16 protein-coding genes are annotated in these 21,666 nt (G+C 60.8%); 6 read left to right on the forward strand and 10 right to left on the reverse strand.

What is annotated here, in order from left to right:
- Positions 1-8: 8 nt before the first annotated feature.
- The 3 genes from BMX92_RS15240 to BMX92_RS15250 all read right to left on the reverse strand — a co-directional run bounded on the left by BMX92_RS15240 (position 9) and on the right by BMX92_RS15250 (position 1,957).
- On the reverse strand, positions 9-821 hold the full coding sequence (locus BMX92_RS15240) for a S1/P1 nuclease (RefSeq protein ID WP_093018005.1): 813 nt from the start codon (positions 819-821) through the stop codon (positions 9-11).
- Between the two features lie 142 nt (positions 822-963).
- Positions 964-1,476 (reverse strand): group II intron maturase-specific domain-containing protein, encoded by a 513-nt coding sequence (locus BMX92_RS15245; RefSeq protein WP_218145793.1) that lies wholly within the window; start codon positions 1,474-1,476, stop codon positions 964-966.
- Positions 1,448-1,957 carry a TonB-dependent receptor plug domain-containing protein gene (locus BMX92_RS15250; protein ID WP_093018007.1) on the reverse strand — a complete coding sequence of 170 codons (510 nt, stop codon included), beginning with the start codon at positions 1,955-1,957 and terminating at the stop codon, positions 1,448-1,450. Before BMX92_RS15250 ends, BMX92_RS15245 begins: the two co-directional genes overlap by 29 nt.
- A gap of 346 nt (positions 1,958-2,303) precedes the next feature.
- Between BMX92_RS15250 and BMX92_RS15255 the strand changes: the two genes are divergently transcribed.
- Together BMX92_RS15255 and BMX92_RS15260 are read left to right on the forward strand one after the other, a co-directional pair.
- The gene (locus BMX92_RS15255; RefSeq protein WP_218145794.1) at positions 2,304-4,034 is read left to right on the forward strand and encodes a GMC family oxidoreductase; all 1,731 of its coding nucleotides are present in this window, start codon (positions 2,304-2,306) and stop codon (positions 4,032-4,034) included.
- Between the two features lie 47 nt (positions 4,035-4,081).
- Positions 4,082-4,972, forward strand: coding sequence for a transporter (locus tag BMX92_RS15260; protein WP_177185071.1), 891 nt, complete (start codon positions 4,082-4,084; stop codon positions 4,970-4,972).
- Positions 4,973-5,026: 54 nt separating this feature from the next.
- Here the strand turns inward: BMX92_RS15260 and BMX92_RS15265 are convergent, their stop codons facing one another.
- Complete coding sequence (locus tag BMX92_RS15265; RefSeq protein ID WP_093018011.1) at positions 5,027-5,962, reverse strand: LysR family transcriptional regulator; 936 nt, start codon at positions 5,960-5,962, stop codon at positions 5,027-5,029.
- Between the two features lie 135 nt (positions 5,963-6,097).
- On the opposite strand from BMX92_RS15265, the gene BMX92_RS15270 reads away from it, so the two are divergent.
- From BMX92_RS15270 to BMX92_RS15280, 3 genes are all read left to right on the forward strand, one after another.
- Positions 6,098-7,579 carry a benzaldehyde dehydrogenase gene (locus BMX92_RS15270; protein WP_256213449.1) on the forward strand — a complete coding sequence of 494 codons (1,482 nt, stop codon included), beginning with the start codon at positions 6,098-6,100 and terminating at the stop codon, positions 7,577-7,579.
- Between the two features lie 33 nt (positions 7,580-7,612).
- A complete protein-coding gene (locus BMX92_RS15275) occupies positions 7,613-9,217 on the forward strand; it encodes a GMC family oxidoreductase (RefSeq protein WP_093018013.1) in 1,605 nt (534 codons plus the stop codon).
- Between the two features lie 259 nt (positions 9,218-9,476).
- The gene (locus BMX92_RS15280) at positions 9,477-10,541 is read left to right on the forward strand and encodes an aldo/keto reductase (protein WP_093018015.1); all 1,065 of its coding nucleotides are present in this window, start codon (positions 9,477-9,479) and stop codon (positions 10,539-10,541) included.
- 383 nt (positions 10,542-10,924) lie between these two features.
- Here the strand turns inward: BMX92_RS15280 and BMX92_RS15285 are convergent, their stop codons facing one another.
- The 4 genes from BMX92_RS15285 to BMX92_RS15300 all read right to left on the reverse strand — a co-directional run bounded on the left by BMX92_RS15285 (position 10,925) and on the right by BMX92_RS15300 (position 18,720).
- Positions 10,925-11,848 carry an alpha/beta hydrolase gene (locus tag BMX92_RS15285; RefSeq protein WP_256213450.1) on the reverse strand — a complete coding sequence of 308 codons (924 nt, stop codon included), beginning with the start codon at positions 11,846-11,848 and terminating at the stop codon, positions 10,925-10,927.
- 112 nt (positions 11,849-11,960) lie between these two features.
- Entirely contained in the window at positions 11,961-15,035 is a 3,075-nt protein-coding gene (locus tag BMX92_RS15290; protein ID WP_093018019.1) for an alpha-L-rhamnosidase, read from the reverse strand.
- Positions 15,036-15,076: 41 nt separating this feature from the next.
- Positions 15,077-16,381, reverse strand: coding sequence for a glycoside hydrolase family 1 protein (locus tag BMX92_RS15295; RefSeq protein WP_256213451.1), 1,305 nt, complete (start codon positions 16,379-16,381; stop codon positions 15,077-15,079).
- Positions 16,382-16,392: 11 nt separating this feature from the next.
- On the reverse strand, positions 16,393-18,720 hold the full coding sequence (locus tag BMX92_RS15300; RefSeq protein ID WP_093018023.1) for a TonB-dependent receptor: 2,328 nt from the start codon (positions 18,718-18,720) through the stop codon (positions 16,393-16,395).
- Positions 18,721-18,911: 191 nt separating this feature from the next.
- Here BMX92_RS15300 and BMX92_RS15305 point away from each other — a divergent pair, with 191 nt between their 5' ends.
- Positions 18,912-19,553, forward strand: a complete 642-nt coding sequence (locus tag BMX92_RS15305; RefSeq protein WP_093018132.1) for a TetR/AcrR family transcriptional regulator — start codon at positions 18,912-18,914, stop codon at positions 19,551-19,553.
- Positions 19,554-19,568: 15 nt separating this feature from the next.
- Here BMX92_RS15305 and BMX92_RS15310 read toward each other — a convergent pair whose 3' ends face one another.
- Entirely contained in the window at positions 19,569-20,039 is a 471-nt protein-coding gene (locus BMX92_RS15310; RefSeq protein ID WP_371262405.1) for a hypothetical protein, read from the reverse strand.
- Between the two features lie 206 nt (positions 20,040-20,245).
- Positions 20,246-21,661: an NAD-dependent succinate-semialdehyde dehydrogenase gene (locus tag BMX92_RS15315; RefSeq protein ID WP_093018025.1), complete on the reverse strand. Its 1,416-nt coding sequence runs from the start codon at positions 21,659-21,661 to the stop codon at positions 20,246-20,248.
- Positions 21,662-21,666: the final 5 nt, after the last annotated feature.

Consider the following 21,666-nt stretch of genomic DNA (forward strand, 5'->3'; position numbering starts at 1 on the left):
TGGGCAGCTCACTTCGCCTTTGCGGCTTTGGCTTCGGTAGGTTCGAACACCCAATTGAGATAGGCTGCGATACGGACGCCCGCATGCTTGAGCCTGTCGTCGATCTCGGCGCGATGTTGATAGGCATAGTCCCAGGAGAGGTTGGCATCGGTCGGATAGATCGTCTTGCGCAACGCAATGCTTTCATGGAGCCAGACCAAAGGATCACGGTTACTCCACTCGACTGTCTGGGCAGGCGTGATCGAACGCGAGAGCCAGCCTGCCAGTTCGGAATAGGAGAGTGATCGTTGCTCGATCATGCCTGAGTCCCACACCGAATGCAGATTGGTTGGACGGCCGAACCAGTTCACTTTTACGTCATTGCCACCACGGTCATTGCCGCCGCCTGCATGGAGCGGCTGATGCAGATCACCAATTATGTGGACGATGAAGCGGAGGGCGAGGCGTTTGTCGTCGGGCGACGCCTTTGGATCGCGCAGCGCGGCCGTAAACCGCGTGAGGGCCGTCATCGCATCGCCTTCTGCGGGCGCGTCTGAACCCTTATAGTCATCCCCTTCGCGGACAGTTACATAATGCCAGGGGCTTGCAGTCTTCTGCCAGAAATCGGTCGGATCGGATTTCATGTCGTCAGGCCAGGTCGCAGCTTCAGCCAGATCTTCTGTCCCCAACAGGATCTTCACATTCGCGCGGGCAACACCGCTGAGGTTTTCATAGGCGATGGCGCCGGTGACCCGGTGGCCTACAGGCCCCCAGGCATGGGCGGGTGAGGTGACAGCCCCGAAGCTGAGGGCGATGGCGAGAAAGATACCTGTATTCCGCATGGCTCCCCATGGCCCGATTGCTCGCGCAAAGAAAGCGGGCATCGCAATTTGGGCTTTGGATAGTCCGGTAGAGTCAGGAAGTGGCGCGGTGTCGTGCGGCGCGCCTGTGGGGCTTGCCAGACGGTCCGTTTCCACTCCCTGCTCATCGAACCGGACGTGCAGATCTCCCGCATCCGGCTCTCGGACAAGACATCACGCCTTCACCCACGGCGGGCCGCGGCCAAGTCCGCCAGACGCACAAGGCCGAAGCGCTCGTAGAGCCGGGGGTGTGATAGGCTCCCTCTCGCCGTCGTCTGGTTTTGTATTTGGCGCGCAGCCACTGACGCAACCGCACCGCTGTGTAGCTGTCGACGGCCCGATATGCTCTGCTCGTAGTGCCCACCGAAAAGTAGTTGGCCCATTCGCGCAGCACCCGGTTCATCTTGGCCACCAGATATGTGGTATCCTGCCATGTATGCGCTCGGTCCGTAAGCTCGTGGATCGTTGCGACCACGCGCTGGATGCTTTTCTTTGATGGCCGGTGGCCCATGTAGGCTTTGCCGGTTTTCGCGGAGTACATCGTACCGAACGTGTATCCCAGAAAATCGAACGTTTCGTCCGGCACCTTGCAGATGCGTGTCTTCTCCTCATTCACCGTCAGCTTCAGCTTCTCCATGAGCCGTCACGACATTAATCAAGCCGCCCGGCTCGAGCCGCCCATAGAGCAGCGACGCCGGACCTTTCAGGACCTCGACCCGCTCGGTTGAAGCATTGAGCGCCCGCACCTGCACGCTAATATAGCCATCGCGCAGGATGGAGCCGAGGCCGGTTTCAAAGCCGCGGATCATGAAATTGTCGCCAGTATTGCCAAAACTATTGGCCTCGGTGATGCCGCTCACATTGCGCAGCGCATCGGTCAGCGTATCGACCGACTGTTCCTGCAATACCTGACTGGAGACGGCCGTCACCGACCGCGGCACTTTAAGCAATGGCACGTCCATCTTCATGCCGGTGATCGCCGACGTTACGCCATAGCCGCTTTCGGTCTGGCCATTGACGATGATCGTGTCCGTCTCGTCGTCTGCCATTGAGACCGTTGGTAACAATGAGCAGGCTGCTGCGGATGCAAGAACAAAAGATGACGTATTTTTAAGCATATGCCCCGACCCACCCTCTGATTTGTTGCGACGCAGCTAGCTAGTTCGCATATGCAATTAATATCATTTGTCGGATGACAGTTCAGTCCCAAAACCCCATCATATTATACCTGTTTTGGTATGAACGCATATCCCGATAGTCTTGGACGCTCGACCCTTCCGCCAATTACAGAATGACCATTCTCGGGGTTTTTCCTCTCAGAATGCATAAAATGAACAGACCGCGCAATGACAGCGAGGGCGGAGAGTTGATGCAAAAGGGTATGGACATCCTGTCTGGATGGCCTTCATCTTGCCTCATGATCATGTCCCCCGCCGCATAAGCGACAGGATGGGGAGTGATCGATTGACCAAATTTATCCAATCGCCTGATGCATCGGCGTCACATATTGCTCAAGCCGAGGCAGCACTGCTGCATGGTACGATTGAACGGCGCGATTTCATGCGCCTTGCCCTATCAGCTGGCCTGAGCATCGCTACCGCTGCCGGGATGGCGGGCTTTGCCCAGCGGGCGCGGGCCAATCAGTTGCAGCTAGGCGCCAATCTACGCAAAAGCTACGACTATATCGTCTGTGGATCGGGATCGTCCGGCGCAGTCGTGGCACGGCGCCTGGCGGAAAATCCCGCCGTCAATGTGCTGTTGCTTGAAGCTGGCGGCAGCGATGAGGTGCCCAGCGTCGAAAAGCCCGGGCAGTGGTTCACCAATTTAGGCGGCGAGCGCGACTGGGCCTTTGCTGCCGAACCCAATCCGCACATCAATAATCGTCGCATGCCGCTCTCCATGGGCAAGGTGCTGGGCGGAGGATCGTCGATTAACGTCATGATCTGGGCACGGGGGCACAGAAATGACTGGGACTATTTCGCCTCAGAGGCAGGCGACGATCGATGGAATTACGAGAATGTGCTGAAAATCTATCGCAGGATCGAAGACTGGCAAGGCGAACCAGACGCGCTGCGTCGTGGCAAAGGCGGCATCGTGCATGTCCAGGCGCCCGACAATCCGTTACCGATCGCGCCGGCGATGCTGGAATCCTGCAAAGGGGTCGGCATTCCCATCTTCAGCGACATGAACGGTGCGATGATGGAGGGGTCGGGCGGCGCTGCCATTCCTAATGTCCGCATCAAGGAAGGGCAGCGTCTATCGGTATTCCACACATATGTCCGGCCAATATTGGATCGCCCCAACATCACCGTCCTGACGCAGGCGATGGTGCAGAAGATACGCTTCAAGGGTAAGCGCGCAACCGGTGTCGATATCCTACTCGCTGGAAAGCCGCTCTCGATCGGCGCGGCGCGGGAAGTCATATTGTCGACGGGCGCGATCAACACGCCCAAGATATTGATGCAGTCCGGCATCGGCGATGCCGCCCAACTCAAGCGCCACGGCATATCGGTGGTGCATCATCTGCCTGGCGTGGGCAAAAATTATCAGGATCATTTCATGATCGCGGGGTGCGTTTGGGAGTATAAGGAACCGCTCGCCTTTCGCAATAATGCGGCGGAGGCGACCTTCTTCTGGAAAAGCGATGCGCGGCTGGACACGCCCGACCTTCAGCCCTTTCAGATCGAACTACCCTATACCAGCCAGGAAACCGGCAAGCAGTTCGCGCCGCCGCCCAGCTGCTGGTCTTTGGCCCCCGCCGTTGTGCGGCCGCAAAGTCGTGGTGAAGTGAAGATCACCGGGGCCGACCCGAACGCACCGGTTCAGATCTTTGCCAACACCATGGCCGAAGAAGCCGATCGCAAAGCCATCCTTCGCTGCATCGAACTATGCCGGGAGATCGGCAATTCTGGGCCACTGGCCGCCTATAACAAGCGTGAAGTGATGCCAGGACCAATGAAGGGCGCCCTGCTCGACAATTTCTGCCGCGATGCCGCCGTCACCTACTGGCACGAAAGCTGTACCGCAAAGATGGGGCGTGACGAGATGGCGGTCGTAGATGGCCAGTTGCGGGTCCACGGCATTGAGGGCCTGCGCATCGCCGACGCTTCCATCATGCCGCGCGTCACAACGGGCAATACGATGGCCGGCTGCGTCATCATCGGGGAACAGGCAGGCACCCTTCTGGCGGCCTGAGGGATCACAACATAATCTTTATGGGAGTTTTTATGGTTGGAATGCCAATGATGTCGCGCGTCTTGCGCCTGGCTGCCGCGCTGGCCGGTCTTGCCGGAATTTCGGGTACGGCTCATGCAGTCGATGTCGATCCGGGCGATTATACCGCGCTGCCTGAGGGCACCAATCTGGCTCTGCTCTACGGCATCTATACTGACCGCGACCAGTTGCAGGTGCCAGATGTCGGGACATTGAAGGACGGGACCAGGCTTCGATCCGCAATCGGCCTCGCCCGGTTTGTGCATTTCATGAAGATCGGCCCGTTCATCGTCGATCCGCAGGTCATCGTGCCATTCGGATCCATTTATGATGGCAAGGTCAATGGGCAGCGCCTGAACAAATCCAGCGGCATTGGCGATATAACGCCCTTTGCGACCGTGTGGCTGGTGAACAAGCCCGACCCTGACCATGCGACCTATCTGGGCGTATCGCCGATCCTGACTTTCCCCACCGGAACCTACAACCACAAAAAAGCGGTAAATCTGGGCGGGAACCGGATGACTTATGACCTTCAGGTCGGCCTGATCAAAGGATTGGGCAAGGGCATTACCCTCGATCTGACGGGGGATGTGATCTGGTATGGCGACAATGACAAATATGGCGCGGCCAAACAGACCCTGTCGCAAGACAAGAGCGCATCGGTGCAGCTGTGGGGCCGATATGCGTTGAACCCCAAGACATCGCTATCCTTGGGCTATGCAGGCTACTGGGGCGGCAAGCAGCAGGTCGACGGCCTCTACAATGGCACTAAGACCGAAAATCAGCAGATCCGCGCCGCTGTGCAGACCATGGTCTCGAAAAGCGTACAGCTTGAGGCCATTGCGGGCCGGATGGTGCATGTCGAAGGGGGCTTTCGCGAAGCGGGTCGCGTACAGCTACGCGTCCTTAAAATCTTCTGACACACCGGCACATGCGCAGGAACGGTATCTTACCGTTCCTGCGCATGGGTGGGTTCAGTCGATCTGCTTCTGGCTTGCCTGAAGCAGGCGCGGTGAGAGCGGATAGCCCCACTCTGCAAACAAGGAGGCAAATGTCCGAAGCAGCGTCATGAACTGAAGAGACATTTCGCCGGGCCGGTGATAGAGGAAAATGGGGGACGCGGCCTTCGGTCGAACGGGGCGGCAGACGACTTCGGGATGGGCGAGCCATTGCGACGTTGCCGGGATGAGGCAGGCACCAACGCCTGCCGAAACCATGATCAACGCCGTTTCCAGCTCTCGCACCTCGATGACCTCGTCAGGCGTGAGGCCTGAATCGCGAAAGATGGATAATATGACGTCGGCGTGGCTCGGCCGGGGTTCACGGGGATAGAGCAGCAGGGGCATGCGCGCGAGTTGGGCCAGATCGATGGGATCGTGCGGGCTTCCCCAGCCTGCGGGTACGGCAGCGACCAGCCTTTCTTCCCGCAGCAATTCGCGCGAAATCGCCGGATCGTCGATACGCACCCGACCGAGCCCGGCATCGATGCGCCCAGCCTTCAACGCCTCAATCTGTTCTGAGCTGCTCATTTCACTCAGGATGAGGTCGGTATCGGGCGCCTGCGTTCGAAAACGGCGCACGATCTGAGGCAGGCGAACGTAAAATTCGGAAGGAAGCAGGCCCAGCGTAAAACGAGGGCGCTGGGCGGTGATATATCCCTCCATCGCGCGCTCCATGACATCGTGGCGATCCAGAACCTGAAGCGCGTGAACATAGAAAAGCTGGCCCGCAGGCGTCAGTACCAACGGACGGGAACTCCGCTCGATCAGCGTCGTGCCGACCTCTTCTTCCAATTCCTGGATGCGTCGGCTGAGCGGTGGCTGCGCCATGTTCAGCCGGGCAGCGGCACGTGTGAAGCTGCGTTCGGACGCTACCGTGACGAAATAGCGCAAGCGTCGAATGTCGGCCATAGGTCCTCTTCGGTTATGCCAGATGATTATACCCCCAGGATATAATCGGCAACCAAGTTGGTCTTTGCAAAGCAAAGTGGGGGTCTCCATCTGAAGGGCAGCACGATTGTTTGAAACCATAATAAGGAGATGGCCATGCCCAATAGCAGCGCACAGACAGCCGCTACGTTTCTGCCCGAAAATTATCTTTCCGGTATGTTTTACGGCAATGGCTGGTCAAGCGGCGACGATCTGGTAGCGGCCGTCGAGCCGGCGACCGGCGCACGGCTGGGTACGATTGCGCTGGCCAATGCAGATACGGTTGCGATCGCTGCCAAATCAGCGCGCAAAGCACAACGCGAATGGGCTGCAAACAGCCCGGACGACCGCGCGGCGGTTTTCCTGCGTGCCCTGTCTGTGGGCGAACAATATCGCGAAGACATTATAGATTGGCTGGTGCGCGAAAGCGGTTCGGCCCGTGGCAAGGCAGCCTTTGAGTTGAAGGTCACGCTCAAGGCGATCCAGTTGGCCGCAGCCATGCCACATCAGGCGCAGGGGTTGGTCCTGCCGACAAGCCCGGGCCGCATCAATCTGGCCCGGCGTCGCCCGATCGGGGTTGTCGGCATCATCGCACCGTTCAATTTTCCGCTATATTTAGCGATGCGGGCGGTCGCACCCGCGCTGGCCGTGGGCAATGCCGTTATCCTAAAGCCTGATCCGCGCACGGCAATCTGCGGCGGGCTGGTGATCGCGCGCCTGTTTGAGCTCGCTGGCCTCCCCTCCGGCGTGCTGCATGTGCTCCCGGGTGGCAGCGAAGCGGGTGAAGCGCTGTGCAGCGATCCTGAAATCGGCATGATCCAGTTTACAGGATCGACAGGCGCCGGACGCATGGTCGGGCAAAATGCCAGTCGCCACCTCAAGAAGGTGTCGCTCGAACTGGGTGGCAAAAATTCGATCATCGTTCTGGATGACGCGGATATCGACCTGGCGTTGCGGAACGTGGCGTGGGGCGTGTTCCTGCACCAGGGGCAGATTTGCATGTCAGCGGGCCGGGTGCTGGTGCATGAGGCTATCGCCGAGGATTTCGTGAAAGCGCTGGCGCAGAAGGCTCAGGCTTTGCCGATGGGCGATCCGACCGACGAGACCATCGCCATCGGGCCGCTCATCAATCAGCGGCAGGCCGATCATGTCGTCAAGGTCGTGCGCGAAACGGTCGATGCCGGTGCAACCCTGGCCACAGGCGGCACGTCGGACGGGCTCTTCTATGCGCCAACTGTCCTGTCTGGTGTTACCCCTGACATGAGCGCATTTCGCGAAGAGATTTTCGGTCCGGTGGCCGTCGTCACAACCTTTGCCAATGACGCCGAGGCAGTAAAGCTGGCCAACCAGACGGAATATGGCCTGTCGGCCGCCATATTGTCACGCAATGTATCGCGTGCGTTGGCGCTGGGTGAACAGCTCCAGACCGGCTTGCTGCATATCAACGATCAGACGGTCAATGACGAAGTGGTCAATCCCTTCGGCGGGGTCGGCGCATCGGGTAATGGCAGCGCGATCGGCGGCCCGGCAAACTGGGAAGAATTCACCGAATGGCAGTGGGTTACGATCAAGGGCGAAGCACCGGCCTATCCATTCTGAACCTACCCGACAGCATAAGGACTGCGACATACCATGTCGGACAAATATTATGACATCGTCATTGTTGGAAGCGGCGCGGCCGGATGTGTCGTGGCGGATTATCTTGCCAGACACACAGACAAGAGCATCGCGGTGATCGAGGCGGGGCCGATGGATCGCAATCCGATGATCCATATCCCTGCCGGCTATTCCAAGATGCTGGCCAAGGACACGAATGTCTGGGCCTATAATACGGTTTCTGTAAACGGGCAGGAGCGGCGCTATCGCATGGGCAAGGTCGTGGGCGGCGGCACGTCCGTCAACGCCATGTGCTATGTACGCGGGCAGAAGCAGGATTTCGACGCCTGGCAGGAAGCGGTCGGTGACAGCGGCGACTGGTCGTGGGAAACGATGCGCCGGACCTATATCGAGCAGGAGCGCAACGACACCTTCCATAATGAGCATCATGGCATCGATGGTCCGCTATCGGTCGAACTGCCGCAGGGGATCAACGAACTCAATCAGCGATGTATGCGGGCGTTCCAGGAATATGGCCTGCAATATAATGCCGACTATAACGGCGCTCGGCAGACCGGCGTCTCGCCTGTTCAGGCCAATACCAACAAGGGCAAGCGTGCGAGCGCTGCTGTCGCCTATCTCCACCCCCACGTCCGCAAAGGACGAGTGGATTTGCTGACGTCACGGACGGTGAGCAAGGTTCTGATCGAGGGCAAGCGTGCAGTCGGAGTTGAACTTCACTGGGGCAGCCGGGTCGAAACTATCCGGGCAGGTCTTGTGATCCTGTCAGCCGGCGCGGTGCAGTCCCCCAAGATATTGATGTATTCGGGCATCGGACCGCGCGCGCATCTGGAAGACCATGGCATATCGGTGGTCGCAGACCTCAAAGGGGTTGGTGAAAATCTGCACGATCATCCCATCATTCCCATCGCTGCCTTCGTAAAGGGCAAGATGGGGTATCAGGCAGCGGCACAGGGTGTTGGCATGCTGGCTTCAGGCATGCGCTATCTTGTGACCGGCGATGGACCTGCGTCGGGCAATGGTATCGAAACGGTCTCCTATTGGGATCCGGATAATCTTTCCAACGATGAGCCGACCGTCCAATGCTATCATGAGCCGATTATTTCAGAAGATGGCCTCAATCCGTCGGGCGCGCGTTCAGGGGTCACCTTCGCAACGGTCGTACTTCAGCCGCGAAGCCGTGGCACGGTGCGACTGGCAGACGCCGATCCATTATCGATGCCGTTGATTGATCCCAATTTCATTGGCGACGCCTATGACCTAAGCGTCGGGATCGCGGCGGTGAAAGCGGTACGCAAGGTGATGGAACAGCGGTCGCTCGCCGACATAATCGAAGAGGAATTCGTCCCTGGTGCGCAGGTCCAGAGCGATGAGGACATCGGCGCCTTTGTCAAAAAGGCGGCAACCACCATGTGGCACCCCGTGGGCACCTGCCGGATGGGACGGGAGGAAGACCTCGATGCGGTCGTCGACGCCCGGCTCAAGGTGAAGGGGATCGATGCCCTGCATGTTATCGATGCGTCTATCATGCCGCAGATCATCAGTGGCAATACCAACGCCCCTACCCAGGCATTGGCGCGGCACGCTTCAAAAATGCTGCTCGAAACATATTTCGCCTGACAGCTGCACGAGGGACATTACCTTAGCGCAACCTAAGGTGTTCGAGCCGGGCCTAAAGGGCGGTATCGAGATGAGATGGAGCGTCCGGCTCACGTCGTCGCAGCAGCCGCCATAACAGGTCCGCGTTGGGCAAGAGATGACGGTATATTTTTCTGATCACAGCGCGAGACCTAGATATGAAGGTGCAACTCGCCGCCTAACCTCCCCTACCCTTGCCATGCGGCTTGGGTCTATCTCGCGTGCATAGAAAGAGGATTTCATGGACTATCGCATTCTTGGCCGCTCAGGCCTTAAGCTGTCGACGCTGACGCTTGGTACCATGACTTTTGGCGGCGCCGGTGCCTTTGCCAAGACCGGCAATACCGACATGAGCGGTGCGCAGCGCCAGATCGACCTGTGCATCGATGCGGGCGTCAACAGTATCGACACCGCCGACATCTATTCGGCCGGTCTGTCAGAGGAGATTATTGGCGAGGCGCTCGCCGGCGGCCGCCGCGAAAAGCTGATCGTAGGGACCAAGGTCCGGTTTCCCACCGGCGCCAAGGGCCCGAACGAACGCGGACTGTCGCGTCACCATATCGTGCGCGCTTGCGAAGCGAGCCTCAAGCGCCTGCGCACTGACCATATCGACTTGTACTGGTGCCACGAATGGGATGGGCTGACCCCAGTCGAGGAAATTCTGGCTGCGTTCGACATGCTGACCCGTAGCGGCAAGATCGGCTATGTCGGCGTCTCTAATTTCTCTGGCTGGCACATCATGAAGATGATTGCCGCAGCAGAGCGCGAGGGGACGATCCGCCCGATCGCACAGCAGATCCATTATACGCTTCAGGCGCGCGAAGCAGAATATGAGTTGCTTCCAATCGGGGTCGATCAGGGTGTAGGCGGGGTGATCTGGTCTCCCCTTGCTGGCGGGCTGCTATCGGGCAAATATCGGCGCGGTAAGCCCGAGCCCGAAGGCACGCGTAAGGCGGCAAACTGGAACGAGCCGCCGGTTCGCGATATCGAGGCGCTCTATGATATTGTCGAGATTCTGGTCGAAATCGCAGCAACGCGCGGCGAAGGCGTAAGCCCGGCGCAGGTCGCACTCGCCTGGCTGCTGGGACGGCCCGGCGTTACAAGCCTGGTGATCGGCGCGCGCACCGATGCGCAACTCACCGACAATCTAAGAGCCGCAGAACTGCAGCTGACGGCGGAGGAAGCGGCCAGGCTGGAACAGGTCAGTCGCCTGCCCTTGCTCTACCCCTATTGGCACCAGCGGGACACTGCAGCCGATCGGCTTTCGCCCGCCGATATGGTGCTAATAGGCCCACATCTGGCCTGACACCGCAACGAGGCCTAGCGCCCCCCCTCTGCCCGATAATATTTCAGATCCCACGGAAATGAAAAAATATGGGTGGGCGCAATCAGCTACCCACCCAGCAAGGACTAGACTTTCTGCGTCTGTAGCTTTGCAGATAGGGTGTCAGTGACCGCTCCAACTCATCTATAGGCCGTCGGTGTCGATCCTTCCCAGGCTCTTCGGACTAAGTCGCGATCCTCGGCTGAAAACGGTTCTTTTCCCGTCAGATGCCGACCATTTTAAAACGCTCTGGAGTCATGACGTCAAAGTCTGTTTCTGACGAAAGCTGCCGTGGGCCGTTAACCCGAGATGTTGCATGGGCGTCAGCCTACGGTGGCAGGATCGTTGCTACCTGTTATCGCAGATCATGGCGCGGGTGCGGGGCGGTCCTGCATGTCGAGCCAAGCGAGAAGCTCGCTCATGATGAGCGACGTGGTCGAGCCTGGGAATCCCATGCTGAATCCGTGTCCCCCCGATTGATAGGCGTGCAGTTCAACCGCCTTGCCGGCGCGATGCCAAGCCTGAGTTAGCGGAAATCCCCCTGTAGGAAAAAGAGGGTCGTCAAATGCGATCGCGGCGAACATCGGTGGCGCGTTGGTCGGCACAACGACTGCAGCCTGTGGGCCATAGACATAAACAAGATAATTTGGCCCCTCGCCCGGCGCAGCGGAAATCACCGTATTCAGGGACAACATCGCCCCGGCGGAAAAGCCCAACATGCCGACTTTCTTGGGATCGATGTGATATTTTTGGGCGTGCGCGCGTACGAAGCGCAGGGCGGCCAGGCCGTCTTGCGTCGCGTCCGGGTTCTGGAGAGTGGGCATCTTGCCCTCTCCCAGAAGGCCAGCGTTCATTTTCCCAAGGACATAGGGACCGGCCTCATCCTCGGATTTGGGAGTCGGCAGCAGCCGATATTTGAGTACGAACGCGGTATATCCGTGGTCGGCAAGCGTCCTTGCGACATTCCAGCCTTCCCATCCAAGGGACAGCATCATGAACGCACCGCCTGGCGCCACAATGATCGCCTTGCCGTTCGCCTTCGCAGGGTCAGGCAGCACGGGCGTTATCGTCGGCTGGGTTACGTTTCTGACAACATAATTGTTCATGATCTTGGCCCAGACTTCTGAAGAGGTCTTGCCGCGCACAGGGTCAAGAACGATAGCGTCAGGTTCGCTCGGCGCCATCGTCGGCACTGCGGGAGGCATGCCGGTAGGCTGTGCCGACAATTCGACTTCTCTTCCGAAGATAGCAATTGTCAGTAGCAAAGCTCCAAGTCTGCGTGTCATCATTTTTCTGTTCCTCGCTTAAATGCCGGATCGAACTAAAGGAAAGTCAGGTCTTAAGGGTCGAAGGCCGCGCTCATCCCGGTCTTATCCGTTCGCCCAACCGGGAAGGCTTCTGTCAAAAGCTGAGTCTGTGCTTGCCCGGACCGACCGTCCGGTGATCCTGGGCCAAGAGAACTTCCGCGGAAGAATTTGGTGGAACGGTCAATTCCAGTTGCACGCGTCCCTCCAGATAGGACCATTGCGTCTCAATGCACCCTCTGACGCTGTCCACACGGGCACCGAACCGGACGATGCGACTATCGAGCACCGGCGCGACGCGGAATTTGGCAAAACCCGGTTCGATCGGATCGATGCCCGCAACACGGCGGTAAAGAAATCCGCAAACCGCGCCGAGCGCATAATGGTTAAATGAGTTCATCGCGACGTCGCCGGTATCGCCGTTCCACCGCTCCCAGATCGTCGTCGCGCCGCGCTTGACCATATAACCCCATGAGGGGAAATCGGTGCGCAGCAGCAGATCCCAGGCAAGGCCGGTTTCGCCGACATCGGCCAGCGCGTCCAGCGCCAGGGGCGTGCCAAGGAAGCCCGTCGATAGCAAGGTGCCGCGCCGACGAATGTCTGCCGCAAGCAGACCGCCTGCCTTGGCGCGCAAGGCGATGGGAACGAGGCCCAGGCGCAATGCCAAGATATAGCTGCAATGGCTGCCATTGCCAACGGTGCCGTCCGCCCTGACGAAGGCTTTGGCGAAGGCGTCGCGCACGCGGCCGTGCTGCGTGCGCCATCGCGCTGCGTCGGCGGTGCGACCCGTCCATGCAGCCATCTGTGCCACCTGATCCAGCGACCGTGCGAGCATGGCCGTGCCGATCAACGCCTTGGGCGTGGTTTCGTCCATCGGCGATTGCGCATCGAGCGCCAGCCAGTCGCCCAGATCTGCGCCTCGCTTGTTATTCCACAATCCGTCGGGATTGGCCGCCAATATGCCCCCCACATAGGCCGTCATCGCGTCCCAATTCTCATCGACCACCTTGCGATCGCCGCTGTGAAGATAGGCGATATAGGGCAGCATTACGCCGGCATCGGCCCACCCCGGCGTGGCGCTGTCTGTGCCCCAGCCCAGTCCTTCGGAAGAGGGCGCCCAGAGCGGATACGCGCCGTTCGCGCCCTGCGCCGCGCGCAGGATCCGGCTGTAGGATCGGGTGAAGGCGCCGACATCCATATTGAAGCTCGCCGCGTCCCAGAATATCTGCGCGTCCCCGGTCCAGCCCAGCCGCTCGTCGCGCTGGGGGCAATCGGTGGGGATGCCCGTGAAGTTGGAGCGCTGGCTCCACAGCGTGTTGAGCCATAATTTCTGAACGGTGGGAGCGTCGATCCGAAACGTGCCTGTTTCCGGCATAGCGCTGGAAAGCTGGATACCCGCGATCATCGAGTTCGTCAGGGCGGCGACGCCATCCACTTCCACATAGCGAAAGCCCTGATAGCTGAATACCGGTTCGAGCGTTTCAACGTCGGCCGTCCCGCTGAGCTGGTAGCGATCCTCGGCGCGCGCGGCGCGCAGGTTGCTGCGGTCCAGCTCGCCCTCTGCAGAGAGCACTTCAGCATGTCGAACACTGACCAGTTGCCCAGCTTTACCCTTGACCCGCAACCGAACGCGGCCCGCGAAATTCTGGCCGAAATCCACGATATGGCGCGACTGGCCCATGCTGCGAATGGATAGGGGCCCCAATGATCGGGTCGCGCGGACAGGGTCTGCGAGCGCGGCGACACAGGGTGCGGTCGGCGCGGGGGCATTCCAGACGCGGTCCCAACGAGCATCGTCAAACCCCGGCTGGTTCCAACCCTTCGGCCACAAGCGCAGATCCTGGTCCTCGCCGGCATAGATTTCGGACATCAGCACAGGCGCGCGGGTGTGGCGCCAGTCGTCATCGCTCGTGACATGATCTATCCGCCCGTCAAGCCGCGTGATTTCCAGCATCAGTCGCAGGCGGCGCGGCGCTTCGCCAAAGGCATAGCGGCCGTTGGGCGCCTGATAGCTGGCATAGTAACCGTCGCCGACCATCGCCCCGATGACATTGTCGCCATCCTGTACCAGCGACGTGACGTCATGCACGCGATAGGGGATGTGGGCGGCGTAATTGGCCGGTTCGCCCTGCAATTCATCTTCATCGACCCGGCGGCCGTTGAGCCACAGCCGATAGCCGCCCAAGGCCGCGACATAGATGCGCGCGCGGGTGACCCCACCCCTGTTGGCAAAGGCGCGTCGCAGCAACCGGGCCGGTGTGGGCGGCCATGGAAAGACCGGCTGTTTATCGAGCGGACTGGCGGCTACCCAGTCGCCCTTGTCACCCAACCGGGTTTCCCAGCCCGTGCTGATCCGAGCGCCCGCCGCCCCGTCGAGGCGGATCTGCGCTGCAAGCGACACAAAGGGTTTGACGAAAAAGCCCGGTGTCGGTGCAATATCGACTCTTAGAACATGGTCCCCAGCACTGAGTCGCAGCGACATGCGCGTCGCGGGTGCGCCGCCAAATGCATTGGGATCGCGGGTCGGCAACGTGATAGGCGCTCCATCCAGCATCAGTCGCGACATCACGCCATCGCCGTGGATCGTCAGCAGCGCTTCACCGGAGCCGCTGCGAAAAGCGAGGCGAAACGAACGCTGCGCGGCGGGAGACGGGGCTGCGCCACCGACCCATTGCGTGCCTGCGACGCGATCGTCGCGCTCGGTCGCGTCCTCGACCGCCAGCCAGTCGCCCAACCAGTCACCCGGCTCCAGCAGGCCCATGTCCCAGGTGGCGGGCGTGCTCCAGCAGGGCTTACCGGCCTGATCCCACATCTGGACCTTCCAATGACAGGTCTGGCCCGAATGCAGCGGCGATCCGGCGTAGAGAATGCCGGTGCAATTGGCGCTTTCCGTCCGCCCGCTATCCCACAGGTCGCCGCGATCCTGCTTCAGTGTCGCTGCGCTGGAGGCTACCAGCACGCGATAGGCGGCCTGCATCGCCCCCTCCCCGCCCTCAACGCGCCAGGACAGCGCCGGTTGCCGATCGCCGATTCCGATCGGCGCGTCACGCATCGCGGTGCGCAGGCCAGTGACCACTGCAGACGTCGCTATGTCCGCAGCCAGGGCGTGCGGAGCGGCCCACCCAACGATGGCGCCTGTAGCCAGGAACGAACGGCGATCAACAGCGGGCATGGGACGGTCCTTGGCGAGGCGTGAGGAAAGTAAAGTGCGCGCTAGAGGCTATTGTCGCGCGCGTAGCGCCCCAGATGCAATCCGCTAGGCTTCATGGTGCGGCGGAAGGTCGTTCGATCGACCGCGACCAGCCCGAATTGCGCGGTATAGGCACGGTTCCATTCGAAATTGTCGAGCAGCGACCAGTGGATATAGCCCCGCACATCGATGCCATCGGCGATCGCGCGGCCAAGGCCGGCAAGGCTGCCGTCGATGAAGGCGACGCGGCGGCTGTCGTCGGTGGTCGCCACGCCATTTTCCGACACGATCACCGGGCGACCCGTCGCCTTCGCGACCCAGCGGACGGTCGCTTCGAGCGCTTGCGGGTAGAATTCCGTATCGGCCTGGGTCAATTCCACGCCCTTTGGCGGTTGCAGGTCCATATCCTTGCCGACGACGGCCCGGCCATAGGTCTGGACGCCGACGAAATCATCCTTCGCCACTGCCTCGAACCAGGGGGCATAGACATGGGCGATCTTGCGCTGAAGACCGCTCGGGTCAGGCCCGGCCTGCTCATCGGCAACGGCCAGGCTAAGGCCAAGTTGCAGGTCTGGCCGCACCGCCTTGATCGCGTCCACCGCGCGGCGATGCGCCTCAGCCTGGATCGGGGCGGCAAGCGCAGCATCGAAGACGGGCGTGGAGGAGAAGCGATCGCTGCCCACCGCCTTGGCGGCGGCGGCATTGCCCTGGGCGAAATAGGGCATCGTCGCGCGGAAGGCGGGTTGCCAGGACAATTGTGCCGCCAGATTGGGCTCGTTGAATGTCAGACCATGGCTGTAATTGGTCCCCAGCGCCTTGGCCGCCCGCTCGCAAAAACGCAGGAAATGGTCGATATTGGCGGTTTCTTCCCATCCGCCCTTCGCCGCGAACCATCGCGGCACGGTGAAATGGGAATAGGTGACGAAGGGCTTTAGCCCCAAATCCGCGCAACCTTCCACCATGCGACGATAATGATCGAGCGCTGCTATCGAAAATTCGCCGGGTGCAGGCTCGATCCGCGACCATTCGATGCCGAACCGATAGCAGTTGAGCCCCATCTGCTTGACCAGCGCCATGTCCTCGCGCCAGCGATGATAGCTGTCGCAGGCATCGCCCGAAGGCGCGGCGAAGGCATTGGGCTGGAGATGCTCCATGACCCAGCTGTCGCTGTTGACGTTACCGCCCTCCACCTGGTGACCGGCGGTCGCCGCGCCCCAAAGAAAATCGGGGCGCAGCTTTCGCCTGGCGGCCAGCGCTGGTCCCGCCAGCGTTGCAGCCAGGCTGCTGCCTGCCAGATGGATCATCGTTCGACGGGATATGGAAAGCATCTGGGTCGCCTTTAAAAACGGAACTGAATGTTGGCGCCGATGGTGCGCACGGAATCAAACCCGAATTGCTGCTGATAGGAGGCGACGCCCGCGATAGCGTCGCCCGCGTCCAGTCCGATGAAATTAGGATTATATTCGTTCGTGCAATTCTTGCAGAAGATCGAAAGCAGCATCCCGTTGTCCAGCCGCACGCCCGCGCTGGCCCCGATCAGGTCCAGCGTCGGTACGGTAGCGCCGGGCGCGCCGTTAATCAGATAGTTGATCGCCGTGCGATGATACCAGTTGCCCTCGATAAAGGGATGCACCGTCCCTGACGTCTGCACTTCATACATCGCCTGCACGGACGACGTGAATTTCGGCGCTGTGGGCGTACGGCGGCCGCGCGCGTTGAACGATCCCGTGGCCGCGCAACTGGGTGTCGCCTGGCCAGGATAACATTCTGCGCCGGCAAAATCGTCGAACTTGGAATTGAGGAACGTCGCCGACCCGTTGATCGAGAGCCCCCGCAGCGGGTTGGTGTTCACGGTCAGTTCGACGCCCTTGCTCGTCACCGACGCCGCGTTCTGGACGATGAAACTTTGCAGCTGGGTGTCGAGCGACTGGGTCTGATAATTGTCGAACTTGGTGTGGAAGGCGGACGCATTGACGATCAGGCGGCGATTGAACCAGCTCGTCTTGAACCCGATTTCAGCGGTGTTCGACTTTTCCGGTTGCACCACCAACGGCGCATTGGCGGTCGCGCCGGTATCGTTGAAGCCTGGCCCCTTGTAACCACGGCCGTAGGAACCGTAGATCATGGCGTCGCGGGTCACCTGATACTGGCCGCCGGCGCGCCAGCTGAAGTCGGTATTGCCGAAACTCTCCGATATGGCGCCCGGCACGCCCAGCGTGACGAAATAAGCGCCCCGATTTTGATCCAGGTCGATGCTGATCTCATCGCGCGTCACGCGGCCGCCGGCGAACAGCTTGAACTGGTCGGTGACGGCGAATGTCAGCTGGCCAAAGGCGGCATAGCTGTCGGTCTTCATGCTATAGACATTGTCGCGACCCAGAAAATAGCTGTTGCTGGTCGAACAGGTGGGTGGGAAGGCGCCAGGCACGGCGGCCGCGCCGACGCAGAAGGGGAAGCTGGGCAGCAGGAAATCGGGCAGGTAGTTATTGCCCGCAATCTGGCTGCTCTGCTTGATGGTGGAATGGAAATAATAGAGGCCAGCCTGGCCTGACAGACGATTGTCCACCGGCAGGGCTACGCGCAGTTCGTTGGAAAACTGGTCGTAATCGGCATTGGATCGATTGATGTTCGCGCCATTGCTGTTGGTGAAATCGACATCCAGCTGCGAATCGAAATTATAGAATTTCCACGCGGCGATGTTGCTGACGACCAGCCCGCTGTCGGCCGTATAGGTCAGCGCAGCCTGAGCCCCACCCAGTTTCAGGTCGCGCCAGAAGCCGCCATCGCCTGCAACGGTGAAATTGCGGTCGCCTGCGACGATGCCAGAAGCGGCCAAGGGGCCGGCATTGATGCTACCAGCGCCTAGCTGTCGATAGCTACGGTCGAAAACACCCGCAACACCATGGGATTCGGCATATTCACCGATCACATAGAATTCCAGCGCGGGCGTGATCTCCTGCAAATATTTGGCGCGGATGCCATATTGTTTGCGATCCAGATCGTTGCGCACGCCGCCGGCGCCGACAAAATTGGTGCCTGGCTCTTCGATGGAATAGGTGCCGTTGACGCGCAGCGCGCCGGTGTCGCCAACCGGGATATTGACCGTCTGGCGTGCGATGGCGGACCATGACGCATCGCTGCTACCCGGCGTGTCGCGATTGTTCAGTTCGAGGTTCGTTTCGCTGGCGAACGTGCCGATCTTTGGGCGGGTCGATACGACGTTGAGCAGGCCGGCCGACGCATTCTTGCCGAACAACAGACCCTGCGGCCCGTTGAGCACTTCGACGCGCTCTACATCGTTGAACAGGCCCTGGGTCAGGAACGGTCGGCCCAGATTGACGTCGTCCAGCGCGGTTGCGACGCTCGAATCGATCGTCGTAGCGAAGGCCTGGGTGCCCACGCCGCGGATCGCGAAACTATTGTCGCTGCCAACCTGCAGGCTGGGGGCGGCGAGCGCGACCTGGGTAAGGTCGTTGAGGTTGCGGGACTTGAGCGTATCGCCGCCAAGCGCGGTCACGCTGACGGGGACATCCTGCAACCGTTCGGCCCGGCGCTGGGCCGTGACGACGATTTCGGCGACGCCTTCGCTGGACTGGGCGGTTTGCGCCTGGACCGGCTGAACCACCGCGATCAGGCTGGCGCCCGCGAACAATATTGCTTTCCGCATCCTATCCCCCCTCGATGTGCAGATCCTCTGCACTTGCTCCCCGCATAAATCTTTGACATACAAACCGTCAATCCTGATTGTTGTTATGGATATCGATCCATTTTCGTTATACATCCCGACGAGCGGGAAAAGCTGAGAAAGCAGGATCGGTGGGTGCGGCATAAGCCGTGGGCACCAGGAAGGAAGATCAGATGCAGGACCTTGCCGCACCCCAGCCCCGTCGGACCCAGGAGGAGCGTACCGCCACCACCCGCATGGCGCTAATCGACGCCACGATCGCCGTGATCGGAAAATGGGGCTATGCGGGCGCCAGCACCACGCTCATCGCGCAGACAGCGGGCGTCAGCCGCGGCGCCATGCTGCATCATTTCCCGACGCGGGCGGTATTGATGGCCGATGTCGTGCGCTATGTCTTCGATCATGAAATGGCAGAATATGAGGATATCCGCGTGCGCACGGGACTTGGCGATCATCTTTACGACTGGCCTCGCATGCTGTGGTCCGTGCTGGGCCGCACGTCGGGCATGGCCGTACTGGAGATATTGCAGGCAACACGCAGCGATCCCGAACTGGCGGCGCTGGTCGTGCCGATGCAGGAGGCGGTCGAACGATCGGCGCTGGCCGTGATGCGGGGCGCCTTTGGCGGAGACGAGGCGCAGGCCCTGGCGGTCATGCGCCTGATGGTGTGGTCGGTTCGCGGCCTGTCCATCGCGGAGCGCTATCTGCCCCACCGCGCGGAGACCGAGGACGCCATCGAGTTGCTCGGCCGCCTGTTGCAACAGGCGGCGCCCGGCGGGCAGATAGCGGAACTGGGGCCGTTGCTGGCAAGATGATGGCGCTGGCTCCGGTCACACAGCGGCGGTCTCTTCCTCCCGCTGTACCCGGAACAGGCGCTGGATGAACTGGCGGGTCTGTCGTCCGCCCACGTCGCTGGCGATGTCCAGCATCGGCCGCCCCGGTTCCCGCGCGATCCGCCGCTGCTGCATCTCCAAGACGATCTGGTCTTCCTTGAAGGTGCGCGCAGTCTGTTCAAAGACGAGGTCGGGAATGTCCCCCTGGGTGATGTTGGTCGCCATCGACCAGAAATAATGCGTGGTGCTTACAGTTTCCGGCGTGATGCCGTGGAAACCCAGTGGCGACAGGGCATGCGATCGATCGCCGTCATAGGCGCCCATGCCTTCGTCGCAGGCGCCGGTGTGGATGCGGATGAACGTCGGATGGAATTCGATTTCCTGCCAGCGATCGACCAGCCCGAAAAAGCCGGCCGCAGCGACATAGGTTTTCAGCGCTCCAGGTGCAGACGGTCCGCAATCAGGCAGGTGTCCACCAAGTTTGGCCGCTTTCCGTTATCGCCGCGAAGGTCCGACTTTCCCGGGACCTTCCGTCCGGTAGCATCCCGCATTTCTCGAACGGTTTGAATCGCTTGAAGATCAATTAGGGTTGGAATTCGCGGCGAGAACTGCATTTGCTGTCTCGGCAAGGATCGATGCTGAACCGGCTGATGAGCCGGTTCGGCGTGAAGTCGTCAGTGATGGGCTTTGGCCCAAACGGATTGGGCGTTGGTGAACTCGCGCAAACCGAAGTGCGAAAGTTCGCGTCCGTATCCGCTTTTCTTGACACCGCCGACCGGGATGCGGGCATTGGAAGCGCTGAAGCCGTTGATGAACACGCCGCCGGTTTCGAGCCGACGGGCGATCTGCCGCGCCTTGGCAACATCGGCCGTCCACAGATTGCCGCCCAGGCCATAGTCGCTGGTGTTGGCGAGCCGGATCGCATGCTCAAGGTCATCGGCGATCGTCAGCGCCGCGACCGGGCCGAACGTCTCCTCGTCGAACGCTGCCATTCCGGGAGCAACGTCGGCGAGGACGGTCGGGGCGTAGAAGTTCCCCGGTCCCTCGATCTCGTACCCGCCCAATAGCAGCGTCGCGCCTTGCGCAAGGGTGCGCTGGACCTGGCCGTGAAGTTCTGCGCGAAGATCCTTGCGCGCCATGGGGCCGATCTTCGTGGCAGGATCGCGCGGGTCGTCAATCTTCAGGTCGCGCGCGGCTGCCACGAACTTCGCCGTGAAGGCTTCGGCGATAGGTCGCTCCAGGATGAAGCGCTTGGCCGCGAGGCAGACTTGGCCCGTGTTCTGGAACCGCGCCTCGATCGCCGCCTCCACCGCCAGGTCGATGTTGGCGTCCGCCAGCACTATGAAGGCGTCGCTGCCGCCCAGTTCGAGCAGGCTTTTCTTGAGCGCCTTCGCGGCGGTGGCGGCCACGGCTGCACCTGCCCGCATGCTGCCGGTCAGCGTGACGGCGGCGATGCGCGGATCCTCGATCACGCGGGCGACCGTCTCGTTGTCGGTGCTGAGGTTGGCGAACAGCCCCTTCGGAAAGCCCGCCGCTTCATAGGCCTGCTGCAAGGCAAAGGCGGATCCCATCACGTTGGGCGCGTGCTTGAGCAGGAACCCGTTGCCCGAGAGCATGATCGGCCCGGACGCCCGGATCACCTGCCATAGGGGAAAATTCCAGGGCATGACGGCCAGGATCGTGCCAATTGGCAGATAGGACACGTGGACCTGATCGCTTCCTTCGATCGACACGGGCTCGTCGCCCAGAATGGCGGGCCCGTTGTCCGCGATCCATTCGATCGTCGCGGCGCACTTCTCGACTTCCGCGTGGGCCGCCTCGATCGGCTTGCCCATTTCGGACGTGATGAGGGCAGCCAGCGTCTCCGAGCGTACGCGCAGTGTCGTAGCAAGCCGGTGATAGGCGGCGACGCGTTCCGTCATCGGGGTGTCCCGCCACAGCCGGTAAGCGGCGGCACCGGCCTGGAGGACAGCTTCGACCTCTTCAGGGTTCTGATAGGGATAGCGCGCGATCAGCGCGTCGTTGGCCGGGTCGCGCGATACGGCTTGGGATGCGAAGATCTCGGCGGGGTTGGTCAGTATGTCGGTCATCGTGG

The organism is Sphingobium sp. YR768, from assembly GCF_900111125.1.
Taxonomy (GTDB): Bacteria; Pseudomonadota; Alphaproteobacteria; order Sphingomonadales; family Sphingomonadaceae; genus Sphingobium.